This window comes from Lachnotalea sp. AF33-28 (genome assembly GCF_003477885.1).
GTDB lineage: Bacteria > Bacillota > Clostridia > Lachnospirales > Lachnospiraceae > AF33-28.
Map to the genome: position 1 here is coordinate 153,995 of NZ_QUEE01000003.1, position 16,537 is coordinate 170,531.

The 16,537-nt window shown below is 46.6% G+C and carries 10 protein-coding genes; all 10 read right to left on the reverse strand.

The features are described 5' to 3' along the window. Positions 1-2: 2 nt before the first annotated feature. The 10 genes from DWZ56_RS05345 to DWZ56_RS05390 all read right to left on the reverse strand — a co-directional run bounded on the left by DWZ56_RS05345 (position 3) and on the right by DWZ56_RS05390 (position 16,494). Positions 3-1,544, reverse strand: coding sequence for an ArnT family glycosyltransferase (locus tag DWZ56_RS05345; protein WP_158584458.1), 1,542 nt, complete (start codon positions 1,542-1,544; stop codon positions 3-5). A gap of 43 nt (positions 1,545-1,587) precedes the next feature. Beyond that, positions 1,588-3,135, reverse strand: a complete 1,548-nt coding sequence (locus tag DWZ56_RS05350; RefSeq protein WP_118555360.1) for an ArnT family glycosyltransferase — start codon at positions 3,133-3,135, stop codon at positions 1,588-1,590. Beyond that, positions 3,119-4,840, reverse strand: a complete 1,722-nt coding sequence (locus tag DWZ56_RS05355; protein ID WP_147369385.1) for a hypothetical protein — start codon at positions 4,838-4,840, stop codon at positions 3,119-3,121. Before DWZ56_RS05355 ends, DWZ56_RS05350 begins: the two co-directional genes overlap by 17 nt. Before the next feature lie 10 nt (positions 4,841-4,850). Then, positions 4,851-7,058: a hypothetical protein gene (locus tag DWZ56_RS05360; protein WP_118555362.1), complete on the reverse strand. Its 2,208-nt coding sequence runs from the start codon at positions 7,056-7,058 to the stop codon at positions 4,851-4,853. 116 nt (positions 7,059-7,174) lie between these two features. Next, positions 7,175-8,110: a glycosyltransferase family 2 protein gene (locus tag DWZ56_RS05365; protein ID WP_118555363.1), complete on the reverse strand. Its 936-nt coding sequence runs from the start codon at positions 8,108-8,110 to the stop codon at positions 7,175-7,177. 105 nt (positions 8,111-8,215) lie between these two features. After that, complete coding sequence (locus DWZ56_RS05370; RefSeq protein ID WP_118555364.1) at positions 8,216-10,255, reverse strand: hypothetical protein; 2,040 nt, start codon at positions 10,253-10,255, stop codon at positions 8,216-8,218. Between the two features lie 36 nt (positions 10,256-10,291). Next, a complete protein-coding gene (locus tag DWZ56_RS05375) occupies positions 10,292-11,008 on the reverse strand; it encodes a hypothetical protein (RefSeq protein ID WP_118555365.1) in 717 nt (238 codons plus the stop codon). Further along, positions 10,995-12,698, reverse strand: coding sequence for a hypothetical protein (locus DWZ56_RS05380; RefSeq protein WP_118555366.1), 1,704 nt, complete (start codon positions 12,696-12,698; stop codon positions 10,995-10,997). Before DWZ56_RS05380 ends, DWZ56_RS05375 begins: the two co-directional genes overlap by 14 nt. Before the next feature lie 23 nt (positions 12,699-12,721). Beyond that, positions 12,722-14,764 carry a hypothetical protein gene (locus tag DWZ56_RS05385; protein ID WP_118555367.1) on the reverse strand — a complete coding sequence of 681 codons (2,043 nt, stop codon included), beginning with the start codon at positions 14,762-14,764 and terminating at the stop codon, positions 12,722-12,724. Next, complete coding sequence (locus DWZ56_RS05390; RefSeq protein WP_118555368.1) at positions 14,761-16,494, reverse strand: hypothetical protein; 1,734 nt, start codon at positions 16,492-16,494, stop codon at positions 14,761-14,763. Before DWZ56_RS05390 ends, DWZ56_RS05385 begins: the two co-directional genes overlap by 4 nt. Positions 16,495-16,537: the final 43 nt, after the last annotated feature.

The window sequence follows — 16,537 nt, forward strand, 5'->3', positions numbered from 1 at the left end:
ATTTAATTTTTAGTATAAATACGGTATTTTCCGCATTGCGTATAGCTAAATCCTGCTTCATCCAGCAATTCCATCTGTACTTTGTCCGAAGCTATAATATAAACCGCGTCCTCCTCCGGAATTGAAGGCAATTCAAAATAATAATTCCGATAATGATTTACTGAATCCTGCCGCGAACCCGTAAACTCTTCCGGCGTGATCTTCTCTTCCAGACAAATAAAGATATATGGCTGCTGTTCCTCTCCTGCATCCACATAAATCCTTCTCTGCTCTTGATCCGCCACAGTATCATCCACATATCGGACAGCTTCGGTCAGGTCCCGGTAAAAGTACGTGCGCAGATCCTCGGCATGATTCACATAATAGTATTTTCCAAAAAACAGAAACAGCACTCCATACAGCACCGTCATTACAGGCCCCAGCGCCCTGTGCCAGTTTGATATATGCTGTATTCCCAGCGCAATGAATACCGCAAGCATCAGATAAACAGCATTGGACTTATTGATGATATAGCCGTCAAATACAACCAGCGCACAGATCAGAGCGCTGAAAAACATAAAAAGCGGAATCAGCCGCGGCGAGTATTCCTTATGATTCTTCAGATCCTTCCAGGACCTTAACATATACAGTACCGCACCTGTCGCTACCAGCGGAAGTGAGATATAATACAGCGTTCCAAACTGAGGATCCGCATTATAGTCCAGATGGTCATGGGTCAGCAGGGTCCAGAACAGTTTCAGGTTTTTCGGGATATTGGCCGGTGAAAATTCCGCGCCCCTGTAGTAAAGCAGCTTGGGGATCGTAAAAAATCCGGTCTTTATCTCCGGCAGCAACCCATTATTAACCGCCAGCATCAGCATCAGCGGCAAAGCCAGAAAAAATACAGGTACTCCCAAAGCAAACAGATTTTTCACCTTTAATCTGCGGATGCTGAAAAGGTAAATCAGCGTAAAAAGCAGAAATAGGGGCAGAATCAAAAAAGTCAAAGCATAGGTATACAGCGTGAGGCCAAGCGAGATTCCGGCAGCTATAAACAGGCTTGTCTTCTCCTTTTTTACCGCCAGCATCAGCCAATACACGGACATTGTAAAAAATCCCAGCAGCAGATTGCAGTCCAGCCCCCAGCGGGAAGCCATGATAAAATACGGACATATGGTAATAAAAAGGGCTGTCAGCACAGCCGTGCGCCTGTTCCACATTTCTTTCACAATCAGATATCCAAACACATAGACGAGCACGCCTGACAAAAGTGCAGGCAGACGCACCGCCGTCATGCTAAAGCCGAATATTTTAATAAATAAAGCTGCCAGATACGCATAAAGAGCGCTCTGTCCGGCATCAAAGTTGATCAGATACACCGGAAAGGGATTCTGATATCTGTCCGTGCCAAAACGTGCCAGATTATAGGCGTCATAAGCCATCCCAGCCTCATCCACATGCATACCGGCAGGGTTCACTCCGAACTGCCAGAGCCGGGTCACCGCAAACAGGATGGTTATCACGGCTAACGCCAGGGATGCTCTGTGCTGTTTTATCCATCTCATAACTTTACCTGTCTCCACAGCATGCTCCTTCCTTAGATCAATGTCAGCGGATACCATCCACAGTATAGAGCCGGTATCCACAATATTCTTCTTCTGTAAATCCGTTATCCACAAGTTTATCCGCCATTTCCTCATTCGTGTTAATAATATACACACCGCTCCTATTCGTCTCCTCCGGGAAGAAGGTGCAATACCCGTCATAGTTCCTCGGCTGTCCGCTCTCCGCTTCCCTCATAAATACATAGGGAGAAGTCCGGTTCTGCAGCAGCAGATAGATATCCGCCTGCATCACCCCGCCGGTATCCAGATAAACCGTGCGATCCGGATATTCCTCGGATACATGTGCAACAACCTTCATCACCGTATCATTGAAATATTCCTGCGGATAGCGGTCCGCAGGGTATCGGAAATAATAATACCCGGAAAAACATACAAACAACACCAGATAACAGATTCCGGCGGCTGCTATGCTCTTTCTGTAACGGCGGTACAGCCAGCGAAGAAACAGAACGATGAAGAAAACCAGTGAAAAGAATACCGCATTTGACTTATTTACCACCCTGGCATCGGCCGTCACCAGTCCGCAGCAGAGCACGCTGAAGAACATGATAAACACAAAGGTATCAATTGTGATCTTTCTATCCCTGACGGCCCTTAATGCGCTCCTGCCGCACAGGCATGCGCCGGCAATCACCAGTGGAACAGAAATATAATAAAGTGTGCCGAACTCCGGAAAAGCGTTGTATTCCAGCGGGCCGAAAAAGAGGATGCTTTTCAGCATCTGAAGGCCGTTTTTCAAATTGGCAAGGGATATTTCTGCGCCGCGGTAAGCGAAGAGCTTGGGAATAGTAAAAAACGGCGTGCTGATTTCGCCGCGTCCCAGCATATTGACTGCCAGAAATAATAACAGCGGAGATGCCAACAGCCCTAATGGAATGCAAAATGCCCAGAACTGCTTCCAGATGATACTCCGGCTGCGGATCAGGCAGATTAAAACAAACAGCAGAAACACCGGCAGCGTGATCCAGGATAAGCTGTAGGTGTAGAGCGTCAGGCCAAAAAAGCACCCCGCCGCAGCAAACAGCCGGCAGCGCCGCACTTTCACAGCCTTCCACAGCCAATAGACCGACAGTGTAAAAAATCCCAGAAAAAGGTTGCAGTCCAATCCGAATCTGGAGGCCATGATGAAATAAGGGCATACAGTAAGCAGTCCGGCCGCTGTCAGAGCTGCCCTGCGCCCATAAGCTTCCTTCACCAGCAGACTCCCGAACAGCACGGCGATTCCGTTAACTATCACACCTGGCAGCCGTACCGCAAATACAGAAAATCCCATAAGCTTCACGCAGATTGCTGCCAGATACGCGTACATTGCGCTCTGGCCGTCCCCATAATTGATTAAATACACCGGAAAATGCTTCAGATACCGGTCCGTTCCGAAATTCGCAAGGCAGTAGGCATCATAAGCCATGCCCGCCTCATCCACATGCAGGCCTCTGGGAATATCCGCAAGCATCCACAGTCTGGTTACGGCAAACAGCAGCGCGATCCCTGCTGCCGCCAGCCAAAACATTTTTTTATTGTCCCGAAACATTGCTGCTTTTTTCCTTTCTGCGCCTGAACATCCACCATACTGCCAGCACGGCCAGTGTCACTGTATTAAGTAGCAGCGCAAGATGCTGAACCGCCGTCCCGGTATACTTTACAGTCATCGTTCCGCCGTTCACAGTACTTTCAGGGTACAGGCGAACGGTTCCGTTAAAACCGTTTCCGTCCAATGCGCAGGGAGTCCGTTTTCCGCTTTCATCCGTCAGCCACGCGGCATATCCTTTGTACCAGACGAGGGGCACATCCAACCATCTGCAGGCACCCTCAAAATCAAACTGCAGTCCCTGACCGCGGATATCCGAAAATTCCAGTTCCCTCCCATCATCCGTGCGGACAAGACGGTCCTGGATTACTATCTCCTTCACCTCCGGATCGGTTTTTGGATCCCGTATAGGCTGAAAGTATTTCTCTTCCGCACTCTTGGGAAGCCATTCCCCCTGCACGAGATTAAAAGTGTTTTCCCCATAGGTATAGAAGTCATTCTTAATATCATAGTAATCGATCTTATAATGCTCATAATACAAAGTCCCGCTTAATACCATGCAAGCCAGGACACCGGTCATGATCTCCCTCCGATACCTGCCTCCAAACTTGAGAACTGCCATCAACCCGATTGCAACGGCAAGAAACAGGGAAGCGATGGCATAAAAACGCCAGGGAAACTGTATGTTATTGAGCAGCGGCTGAACCAGTTTCCAGGGGAAATAGTCAGACGTTACCCACAGTGTCGCAAAACCCATAATGAGAAACCATCTGATCGTCCTGCGCTGTCGTTTATTCTCCTCACACTTTGGCAGCACCAGAGCGAGCAGGCACATCAGAAGTATCGCGATGTCAAAATTATAGGTATAGTCCAGGAAATTAATGCTGAAGATCTGCGGAAGCAGCGCTGCATTGTCGCTGACCAGCGTCCAGGGCTGTCCAAAACGCATCTCGAGGCTTAGCAGCTGTTCCAAAAACGGCAACCAATATGCCGCAGTTGCCATCAGAACAATCACCGCAGTCAAACATAACTTCACAAATTTTCTGCCATTGAGTACCACACGCTTAAAATAGATCAGACAGAGCACAAATGCCACACATAAAGCGCTGACCAGGGAAATCGTGTGAGAATACATCAGCCCCCAAAATCCGATCCCCAATACCCAGGGCCTCTCATACTCTTCAAATATCAGATTATAAAGACCGTATATGACGAGCGGAAAGAATACAAAAGCCTGCGTTTCCCCCAGTGATCCCCTGGTATACAGATTCGCCAGATGGTATTGGGACATTGTATACACAATGGCCGCCACCGATGCCGCGGTTTTCTCCTTCCCGCTGATACGGTATGCCGCATACAACATGGTGAGATAACTTCCGGCGATACATAAAAACGCAAATACTTTATAGCTCGGCTCGATCCCCACACCGAGTATACGTAAAACAGCCGGTATATAAAGGAACAGTTCCGGATAGCACAGTGATGATGCATATCCGTAGCCATTCAGGAATATCGGCCCTATTTTCACCGGAAACTGCCCGTCTTTCAACCCTTCACTGATATTCTCGATGCGCAGCAGATGATAACCCAGATCTTCACCGCTATGCATCATGTGAGTCGCTAGCGGTAGGCAGACATAACCGATCGCCAGGGCTGATATCAGCAGCAGAAATTTGTTGTCTTTTGCCCATGCAATAACTCTTTTCACATTTTCTCCTTTACCGTTCACCCATATGTTTCTGCCGGAGCATGATCACGCCACAGATGGCGCAGCCCGCCAGTGTCAGAAAGGAGAGCGCCTCCGCCGCATGATAGATCGTCTTTCCCGTGTATCTGACCGTAAAGCTCCCCTCTGTCCGGCCGGGCAGATATACCCGGATCACATTGTTATCTCCGGCTGTCAATGTCAGCCTTTCACCGCTGCTGTCCACAGCGCTGTAGCCCGGATACCAGAGAAGAGGGATCTCAATGAAACTTTCGTTCGATGCGCTGTTGTCCTGATAGGAAACGGTGTCCGTCGTTCCGTTCTTTGAATAGCCGGTTACTGACACGGCCTCATCCGACACTGTATAAGCATTGCCCACTAACAGTTCAGACTGCGTGCCTTCCAGAAGATATTCCTGATTCATTCCGATCGTGCTGGTTAAATCCACGGCCTGCGCCTTTCTTAGGAAAACCGGCTGATCCGTAGCCACGGTTCCGAACGCAACCGCTCCCAGCATTCCGGTCAAGAGCACTGCGGCCATCAGAGCAGTCTTCTGACGCATGTTCCATTTTATCTCAGCCTTCTGAAGCAGCAGAGCAGAAGCTGCGATTACCAGTAGACTGGAAAATCCCAGCAGTCTCCATGGGAACTGGATCATAGCGGCCAGGCTGTTAACCGGGCCTATTCCCTGCAGTTTCTGCCACGGTATCAGGCTTGTAGATCCCAGCAGCATCAGCAGCCCATAAATATACAGCCTTTTACCGTAGCTTCCTTTTTCTTTCTTATAGATAAAATACACAATCCCGCAAACCAGAATGCACAGCGCAGCCAAAAGCCCCGGCGTCATAGACATCTCGCCGCCGATCCCCCCGTCCAGATTGTGAGAATAGCCGTAGCGGTCCGAAAACAGATTAAAGAGCTGCGCCGGAATCACCGCATTATTGAAAAAAATACTTAAGCCGTCCGAAGTATGTTTCAGCTTCAGGTCAAGCCTGTAAAAGTCAAAAAACGGCACAATGTACCACAGGTTCAAAAGCAAAATGAGCGCCACGGTTTTAACCAGCCCAAGCCACCTTTTTTCTTTTAAAAGCTTTGGCAGATAGATCACCCCCATCGTCACCGCAAACATCAGGGTCAGCAGGGTGGTTATCATATGGGACTGCAGTATCGCGCTGGCTCCGATCACCAGCTGATACCACTTTTTCTTATCTCCCAGAAACAGGTTATAGATCCCCGCCACCACAAGCGGAAGGAAACAGAGCGCCAGGATTTCACCCAATGCGGACCTCTGAATCACACATGCCACGCGGTAACTGGATACCGTATATATAAAGGATGCAAGAGCCGCCGTATACCTGGATTTTGTCATGTCCTTCATGGCATAATACATAATGAAGGCCGTGGCTGTATTGATCAGCAATAAGAACAGCTGAAAGGATCCCACAACGGACATCCCCATGAGCCGGAAAACAGCAGGTATATACAGGAACAGTTCCGGATACAGAACCGGAGTGGCATAGCCATATCCGTTCGCATGGGTGGGATGTATGCGCACAGGAAACTGGCCGCTTAGCAGCCCGTCCTTAATGCCTTCTATGCGATACAGCTGAAAATTCATGTCATGGCCCTGTGTCAGATAATCTGTAAAAAGCGGATAACTGGAAAGCAGCACTCCGAAAGCCAGAATCAGCAGAATCTTCAGCTTTGCATCCGGCATGCGCCGCCGGAAATAGTAAAAGCCAAAGAGTATATATACTGCGGCAAATAATACGATGTTAACCACCGTATCCGTATAGAGAGGCCTGTCCGCCATCACCGTAACGGAATGAATCTCCACGGGGATGCCCGGCTCACTGACCGTCCTTACATAGATAATATTTACCGGTCTCTCCAGTTCCAATGTATAGCTGTTGACGCTGATGCCGTTGGATATCTTATCCCGCATCAGCACCCCGTGCTCCAGGGAATAGAACTCCACCGCCGCATCGTCCGTAGTCCCTGCAACCAGCGTTCCTAAATCAACCCTGTAGGTTCCCCTTCCAAGAGATAAGCCGGGAAGCACTTCAACAGTTCCGCTTTCATCCACTGTGCTTTCCGCACTGAGAACACTGGTGCGGTCCAGCCAGAGCTGAAAAGAAAAAATGATACAGAGAATGAAACCGAAAGCAGCATAGACTATTGTTTCCCTGTGGTTTTTCAATATTTTATAAATTACATTCATGGATTACCTCTCGTCCATTGCCGACCGCATATCCGTCAGTAAATATCCGCATCAAAACATATGGGGAAGTCTTCGAAACCGGAACCGAAGTTCCAGAAGCCATCCCCATCCTGCGATTATGCCTTTTCCCTGCTGATATAGATCGGCCTTCTCTTGGTCTCCAGATAGGTTTTGGCCAGATACTGTCCCAGCACGCCTATACAGAACAGCTGAATACCGCCGATAAAAATAATGATGCATGCCAGTGACGGCCAGCCTGCCGTCGGGTCTCCAAAGCAGAGCGCCCGGATCACAATAAATAAAATCGCAATCACAGCCACAATACAGAGTAAAATTCCAAAATAGGAGGCCAGCGCCAGCGGCGCTGTAGAAAATGCCATAATTCCTTCCAGAGAGTATTTAAACAGCTTCCAGAAAGACCATTTTGTTTCTCCGGCCACTCTCTCCACATTTTCATATTCTAACCATTTGGTGCGGAATCCAACCCACCCGAAGATTCCCTTCGTAAAGCGGTTGTACTCCGACATGGAGAGAATCGCGTCCACCATCTGCCTGGTCATCAGGCGGTAATCCCGGGCGCCGTCCACAATTTCCGTATTTGAAATCTTATTCATTAACCGATAAAACATGCGCGCAAAAAAGGACCGGATCACAGGCTCGCCCTTCCTGCTGACACGTCTGGTAGCTACCGAGTCATAACCCTCTTCTTTGATCGCCAGATACATCTCCATAAGATAAGCCGGCGGATCCTGAAGGTCCGCATCCATCAAAACCGCATAATCCCCGGTACAATTTTCAAGTCCGGCATAGATCGCCGCTTCTTTTCCGAAATTTCTGGAAAAAGAGATGTAATGCACGCAGTCATCTTTGGATTTCAGCCCTTTAATAACCTGTAATGTGGTATCTTTTGATCCATCATCCACAAATATCAATTCAAATTTCACGTCTTTTTTCTCAAACTCCGGCTTGATTTTGCAGATTTCATCATAAAAAAAGGGCAGGCTCTTTTCTTCATTATAACTTGGTACAATTATGGAAATTGTTTCACTCATTTGTTTTCATCCCTCTCTGGATTTTAAACGGATCTTTTTACCATATTAGCACAAAACGCAGGAAGTGCCAAGTCCCCCTGCGTTTACAATTGTCTTTCAATTAATTCACTGCCAGAACTGAATACCGTTCGCCAAAGCCTGATATAGGCTCCGCTTTAAATCAATAATTGAGTTTGTAAACAAAATAAATATATTGTAGCCGTAGCTTAGAAAACACAAAAAGGCGGTCAGTGCATAAATCTCACCTTTACCCGCTCTGTCATCCATCCATTCAACCATTGCCAGCAGGACTATAACTGCAGCCAAAAAGAAAAACACGGCAAAATCTCCTATATATCCAAACAATATGCCAGCCATCTGTGTATCCGCCACCATGACAGCAAAACCGGATCCTAAAAGCAGTATTGTCAGCAAATATATTTTCTTATCCTTTAAGGCGCTTCTGAATCTGTAAAAAAAGCACCCGGCAAGCAGTATAATATTGCTGGTGAACAACCCGCCATACATCGTATCGCTGACAGTAGTCCCCATATAAGAAGTTTCCATTGCCGTACCCGCAAAAAATGGGAACTGTGAAATCATGTTCGGCGTCTGAAATAAATATGAAAATATCCCCAAGCCAATCCGATCCAAAACAAACCCTCTTCGTGTCATATCATTCGTAGTGAGGTTGTAATTCGCGCCGAAATCCACCGGCGATCCGAACCGCAGGGTATTATAAACCATCAATGCAGCACCTACCGCAATCAACGGCAGCGCAAAGGCTGCTATCTGCGCCGCATATCTGTGCTCTCTTCTCTGCTGTGGAGTGACCTTTACAAAATACTTCCAAAACAGCGGCACCGCTGTAAAACCGATCAACAGCATCTGCGGTCTGCATCCGGCTATAAGCGCTATGAAAAGAGATCCCAGCGCGAGGCGGGAGCATGTAAGTCCGCTGTTCCCCTCTTTTTCAGCTGAAAGCCAGAAATACAATCCAAGGACAGCCGAAGTGATCGCCGTTATCCTGGGAACATTGTAAAAATCCGAATGAACGACAGAATACAGCACCCCTGATCCCATGATCATGAGACTGCTGAACAGCAGATAAAATAAAAACGGCGTTTTCCTGAAATACTTTTTGATCAGCTGATGCACTAACAGCATAATTCCTACCACAAAGGCGGCTCCACAGATATAAAAATCCAAATGCATCCGCAGCGGCCCGCCGGTTATGAGGTAGTAGGGCAGATAAAAAATCAGTGCCGGAATCACACCAAAGTACACATAATATCTGCCATTATAATAAGCATAGTCCCACAAATACTCCACACCCTCTGCCCCACGAAGTCCGGGATCATAGGGGTTATCCAATGCGGCCAGCCTGGGATCCGGCTGGTCATCCAGATATAGCTGTCCCTTTGCCAGCACCTCAGCTAGCGCAGGATATGGCGAAAGATCCGGATTGTCCGAATAATCCGCCTGATAAATCATAAACCACAAAAATGCTATCTGTACGCAGGCGGCCGCTATAATCACAGCCCGCTGCCAGATTTTACGCGGATTATATCTGTATTTGTAAAACTGTGAATTCGGACGAAGCAGCCACCCAAGCCACAGTATCATTGCAACTATCACAACCCTGCTCCAGGAAATGCTCATGGGACGCTGCGGATTTAAAGACAGGTCATGAATAATTACGTTCTTTCCTGCCATTTCGTTAATCACAACTTTAATTCGAAAACTATCTCCATACAGATGCAGGTTTATATACTGGCTCGGCAGACTGTCGTGCAGAAGGATCTGATCCGGAAGCTGGTAATAATCCTGGTTTCCTTCATCCGAAACATAGATCGTTGCCCTGATTCCGTTTGTATATAAATCACTGTCCGCCTGCTGCTGCATATCCAGATGAATACTGTCTATCTTCTGATAAGGAAAATTCAGCTCAATGAAACTCTCTCCTTCTTCATCCACATGGTAAATATTATCGTCAACCAGAGTCAGACCCTGATACGTTACTTTAACATCTCTTGCGGGCTCATAAAACAGCGATTCGTAATGCCGGAAATTAAACAGGGTTATTTCCAATAAAACCGCGATAAAAATGCCAGACAGCAAGCCCTTGATTAACTGACGGCATGCATCCTTTCTGTTTTTAATCATAATTCCTTTCCGCTTCAAAAGCATCTATATCTGAAATCACATCAGGTATACAGGCACATCCGTGATCCGTGCCCCGAAAACTACTGCCACAAAAGCGCCAGCCGTCAGAATAAAAACAGATACTATGATTTTATTCTCCTGGCTCAAATTCAAGGCCCATTGCCGAAGCGCTGCGCCTCCCAGGCAGCAAAACATAAAAAATAGAATACTGTATAACCACTGTGTGCTGAAGACCGTTTTCAAATAGCCAGTTATTCCTAATACCGGTATATCCGCAGGTGTCACCCCATAACGCAGCATACGCGACAATAAGATCCAGCCTAAACATACCAGTGCCGCAGCCCCGCTGAACCACGTCCTCTTCGCTCTGATACATTGCAGCACTGTGCCGCAGACCGCAGGCAGTACACAAACCTCCAGGCCTTCTATCAATGAATACCGCTCCATCAGCACTCCCAGCCTAAACCAGCAGATCATATAGAAAAAGGTCAGCCATGCGGCCAATACATGTTCCCCTGTCAGCAGGCCAAAAAACCAGAAAGCTGAACAGACACAGCAAATATTTAGAATCAGCTGTATGCCATGTATGACCCATATCTGCATCCCGGTACTGAAATGCAGCTTTTGCAGCAGGGCCAGATACCCCGGCAGCTCACTGCCAAAGGTCAGATATCCTGTAAACGCCGGATAACTGGCAAGAAGCAGCGCAATACACAGAAAAATTGCCAACATTCTTTTTTCAATCCGTTTCATCCGATGCCTTTCTCTTTTTCCGCCCGATCCACCAAACTGTCATTACCAATGCTCCGGCAGCCGAACCAAATGCCGCAAGACGATAAGCGGTTTTTCCTCCATAGTATACCCTGACTGCCCCTTCGGAGTAATCCTTAAGCAACACGCACAGAACGTTATTTTCTCCTGCCGCAGTCTTAAGCACTTCCCCATTCTCATCTTTCACAGTATAACCGGGATACCATAGCAGCGGCAGTTCTGCTCTCTGATTTTCCCCTTCATTCACATAGGAAAACGTTATATGAGTACCTGTTTTATGATAATTCTCTATCGTAACCACAGACCGGTCTGCCGATATTCCCTCTTGATACAGCAGTGCATCATCCGTCCCCTGCATCAGATACTCCTTGCCCAGGCCCATCGCATTTACCTGCGGAACCGCTTCCAATGCATTCATAAAGGTATTTTGCCGAAAAACCTTAGTGCCGATCATAATCGCCGGAATCAGAGCGGATATAATCAGCGCATATGAAACGGCCCGTCTGACTTTTACCGACAAAACCTCCCAACTCTCCAACACCAGGGCGGTCCCGGTCAGTATCAAAACCGATGCCGGACCCAGAAGGCGCATGGGAAATTGAATCCAGCCAGCAGCTTTATTGATAATACCTATATTCTGCAGTTTCTCCCAGGGCAGTATCGATGTGGAAAGCAGCAGCAGCGCCAATGCGGTACACCAGCATCTCCCGATAAAACGGTTATTCTCTGATTTCGGCCTGGCAGCTATAAATGCGGTCAGCAGCGCCAGACCTAAAAACACGCTCATACCGGGAGTCATTGACATTTCTCCTAGTATTCCATGTTCCGGTGTATATGCTATGCCGAAATTGTCCCCTAATAAATTGAACAGCTGCGCAGGAATAATCGTATTCAGATAATAAATTCCTTTCCCGCTCCCCTGTATATTCAGATTCAGAGGCTGTCTGTAAAAATCCAGAAAAGGCACCAGAAACCACAGATTAAGTATGAAGGTACAAGCGCAAAACAGCAGCAGTTCCTTCCACCTTTTTTCTTTGACAACATTCCTCCGATACATCCATATCATAACTATGCCCACACAAAGAGCAAGAAATGTGGATATGATATGTGACTGAAGGATGCCGGTGACTCCGATCACCAGCAACGGCCAGCGCTTTCTGTTTCCGGACAGCAGTTCATACCCTCCGGCTACAATCAGTGGAAAGAAACACATGCCCAGGACCTCACCCAGCGCACCGCGGATAAAGATACATCCCAGCCGATAGACAGAAAGGGTATATATAAAGGAACACAGCGCCGAGTTTTTGCGCCCGCATGCCAAAGTGCGCATGGAACCGTACATGATCAGAAATGTGCCCGCATTAATAAAGACCAGAAAAATTTTATAAGCAAACACCGCCGGCATCCCCAGCAATACCATTACTGCAGGAATATACAAGAAAAGCCCCGGATATAGCGCCAAGGCAGCATACCCATATCCATTGTTCAGATCAGGCTGAATCAGAGCCGGAAATTGTCCGTTCCTGACAGCCTCACAAAGTCCGATGATTCTGTTAATATGAAAGCTGATATCATGAGCATCTTTTATGTCCGCCGTGAACAGTGGAAAACAGGACAGTATAAGCGCTGCCCCAAACAAAATCCACACCTTGCTTTTTTCCTGTTTTACCATGCTCCACCTCATTTTATTCCGCCTTATCTCCAGAATTGAATGGCATTGGCAACTTTGTAGTACCAGTTGTGATTGATTCCAATATTAGAATTGACAAATATCATGAGGAAATTATACAGCAGGCTTAATGCGCATAATACCACAATGATCCTGTACCAGCTGTCCCGGTACTCACTCTCCCGGGTCCTCTCTGCCAGAGATAAGAGAACCGTGACCGCAGGCAGGAAGAAAAAGATCGCAAAATCCCCCGCATAGCCGATCAGTATTCCCGCCATCTGTGTATCAGCCACAGTGATTACAAAACCGAAAACCAGTGACATCAGCATAAAGAGATATATTTTTTTCTCCTTAAGCGCCTCTTTAAATTTAAACAGAAAGAATCCTGCCACGAGAACAATATTGCAAGCTATCAAACCTCCGTAAGGGGTATCGTGAATAGTCACACCCATATAATTGGTCAAAAATGTGGAGGAAGATATAAAAGGAAACTGTGATACGGTCGCCGGAAGCTGAAACAAGAAGCTGAAAAGCCCTAATCCGATACGGTCCCATACAAACCCTCTGCGCGTCATATCATTTGTGGTTAAATTATAGTTCGCCCCAAAATCAAATACTGATCCGAAACGCACATAATTATAATACATGAGACCTGCCCCCACCAATATTAAAGGCGCAGCAAAACAGGCTATCCAGACCGCATTCTTTTTCTTAAATCCCTCCTTCATCGGTCTGCGTATCATTGCATTCCAAAACAGCGGAAACGCGAAGAATCCTGCCAGCAGCATCTGCGGCCTGCTGCCGCCGCAAAAGGCGATAAAGAGAGAGCCGAGAGCCAAACGCCAGGGAATCAGATCGTCCGAATCATCTTTCTTTGCAGACATCCAGAAATAGAGTCCCAGCACGGTGACCGTTATGGACATGATTTTTGGCACACTGTAAAAATCCGGGTGAAGGGCCAGGTATAATACGCCGGCACCATTGATAATCACAGCGCTGAACAACATATATAAAATGAACGGGGTCTTTCTAAAATACTTTTTCACCAACTGATGCATGAGCAGCAGCACTCCTGCCACAAAAGCCGCACTGCAGATCATGATATCCAGATGTATCGGAAAACTGTGCCCGGTCAGCAGATAAAATGGCAGGTAAAACAGCAGTGCCGGTATCACACCAAAATAGACATAATATTTTCCGTTATAGTAGGCGTAATCCCACAGAAATGCGACACCTCCGTCAGCCTGCCTCAAACTGTTGTCATAGGGGTTGGACAGAGCTTTCAGCTCATCAGAAGGCTCAATATCCAGGTATACCTGGCCCTTTGCCAATACTTCAGCCAATGCCGGATAAGGCGTGTCGGCAGGATCCACCGAATAATTCACTTTATATGTCAGTATAGCAAACATACCCATCTGCACTAACGCAAAGCCAATAATAATCAATCTCTGCATTTTCTTTTTAGGATTATATTCGCAGGCATAGAATCCCGATTTTGGACGGAAAATATAGATCAACAGGCACAGCATAAATACCGTGCCCACACGAAAAACGGAAAAAAGCACCGGGCGTTCCGCATTCAGTGAAATGTCATTAATCACAATGTTTTTGCCGGGAACATCCTGTATCAATATTTTGATTTTATCGGCTTTTCCCGCAGTATGAAGTGTCAGATACTGACTGGCTTTATTATCCGGCACTATGATCTGTGAAGGCATATCATAATAATAAGCATTACCTTCATCCGTTGCGGATAAAGTAATCTTAACGCCATTTGCATACAATTCGCTGACCACTTCCTGTTTCATATCAATATGAATATTCTTAATATTCTGATATGGGAATGCGAGCTCTATATACGCATCACTTTCGGCTGTTACATTATAAACACCGTTCCCCCGGTCCGTCAGACCGACATAGTTTACCTGTACTCCTTCAACGTCTTCAAAAAACATGGACTGAAAAAAACGAAAATTAAAAACAAATACCTCCAATACCACAGCAAGCAGTGCACAGATACCGATGACTTTCATCCAATGAAAATATCCAGTAGTTTTCCTCTCCATCATTTATTCCCTTCTATCACCCTAAACTTATATACCTGCAGTTCGTATCCCCGGCAGGGAATAACATCCACAATCTCTCCAACGACATTATCCTCCTTATACATCGCCTGTATATAATCCAAATCAAAATAATCTTTGCATATAACATAGATATCATCCCGGTATGCAATCGCATCTTTCAGATCCGTTATACCGGCCTTCTCCAGTTTCCTGTAATAAATATCCGAAAAGGCAATCCAGTCTCCCATAGACATGGAATTGATATATCCTACCTCTTTGTTATGATACAGTATTCCTGTAAAATTAGAGATTGAATCCACATCCATAAGATAAAAATTGTCGCTGTGATCCGTTACATAATCAACCATTTTCTGGTAGTCGGTATTAAACCAGGCGGTATCAACTGCCAGTTTATACAGTTCATATACGCTGTATACCGCCGATCCCGCTATAATCAGGCCTGCCGCAGCAGCAGCTATCCTTTTTATGCCCCGTTTTATATGACCGTTCACCCATACTCCCAACGATCCCCGCAGACGGCTGTAAAATCCCAGCGCAGACATGAATAGCAGCAAATGCATTGTTTCCCCGATTCTCCAGGGAAAATACCTGCGATATCCCAAATACAGCCACATCAAAATCTGTACAGCAATAAACAGCAGTCCCCATATCAGGTTTGTCCAGTCCTTTTTGCAGACCAGAAGCAGAAACAGCACCACCCACAAAAGCATCGCGATGTAGCTGAGCGGAGCATAAACATGGTAAAAGAACTGATGGCGCGCCTCTTTTACACCATCCCATACCCTATCTGTAAACGTAAATTCATTTTCTTTCAGTTCTTTGCTCTTTTCTGCGATCTTCCGAAAAGTATCCGTCGTGAGCGAGTCATCCAATCCCACCGCGTACCGGACAAGCGCCTCCCTGGTCTCCTCACTGACACCGATGCTCTCATAAAAATCACGGTTTTCCTCATACGGCGGATATTTATAATAATCATAGATATCGATGCGATAATCGGTGTATTCGAAGAAATCATCCCATACATCCCCCCGGTAACACAGCTCATTCCCCACATAATTCAGACCCAGGACAGCAAAAAAAGCGGCCGGAAACAGGAATGACTTCCATTTCAGTTTTTTCCGGAACGGATAATGCTTCCATAGAAAGATCATGCCGGCAATCGGAATCATCATGAGAAATACATGCTCCCGTATCTCGTAAGTAACAAGCATCAGAATACCGGAAAGCAGATAAGTACTCAATTTTTCCTCAGAGACCATATACCAGAAAAGGCCTGTAATCCCCAGCGCAGCCGCTGCTGTTGTGTACGTAAAGATCACTGTTTTTGACAACCATACGGCGGTAAATACCGCAAGAATGAGCAAGCCTGTCCACACGCGCTTTTTTACGGTGTCCATCCAGGACAGGATGCGGTACATCACAAGCGCCAGACACAGGGAGTGACAGGCAACCATCGTCAGACCGTACCAGTCCGTGCCGTTATAGATCTGATATAAAATCTTCAGAAGATAGCTGAACGGATATTTTATAAATATCATATGCGCATCCGGATAGCCCAGATATGCTCCGGAAACGATATCCCTTACAAAACGGTCGTCGTTTACACCGTAAACAAACGGCATAAACGCTCTGGCGGCCAGTATATACAGGCCTACCGCAAAAACGCAGCACGCCAGCAGAATAATTTTCTTTTTATATGTTATTTTCGTCATAGGCTAAACCATCCATTATCTCCCTGGCCGGATCATTCTGCCA

What these genes read in the sequence shown, in the direction of transcription:
- DWZ56_RS05345 (WP_158584458.1), bottom strand. Translation starts at nt 1,544, where the DNA reads ATGAGATGGATAAAACAGCACAGAGCATCCCTGGCGTTAGCCGTGATA.
- DWZ56_RS05380 (WP_118555366.1), bottom strand. Translation starts at nt 12,698, where the DNA reads ATGGTAAAACAGGAAAAAAGCAAGGTGTGGATTTTGTTTGGGGCAGCG.
- DWZ56_RS05390 (WP_118555368.1), bottom strand. Translation starts at nt 16,494, where the DNA reads ATGACGAAAATAACATATAAAAAGAAAATTATTCTGCTGGCGTGCTGC.
- DWZ56_RS05350 (WP_118555360.1), bottom strand. Translation starts at nt 3,135, where the DNA reads ATGTTTCGGGACAATAAAAAAATGTTTTGGCTGGCGGCAGCAGGGATC.
- DWZ56_RS05365 (WP_118555363.1), bottom strand. Translation starts at nt 8,110, where the DNA reads ATGAGTGAAACAATTTCCATAATTGTACCAAGTTATAATGAAGAAAAG.
- DWZ56_RS05375 (WP_118555365.1), bottom strand. Translation starts at nt 11,008, where the DNA reads ATGAAACGGATTGAAAAAAGAATGTTGGCAATTTTTCTGTGTATTGCG.
- DWZ56_RS05385 (WP_118555367.1), bottom strand. Translation starts at nt 14,764, where the DNA reads ATGATGGAGAGGAAAACTACTGGATATTTTCATTGGATGAAAGTCATC.
- DWZ56_RS05360 (WP_118555362.1), bottom strand. Translation starts at nt 7,058, where the DNA reads ATGAATGTAATTTATAAAATATTGAAAAACCACAGGGAAACAATAGTC.
- DWZ56_RS05370 (WP_118555364.1), bottom strand. Translation starts at nt 10,255, where the DNA reads ATGATTAAAAACAGAAAGGATGCATGCCGTCAGTTAATCAAGGGCTTG.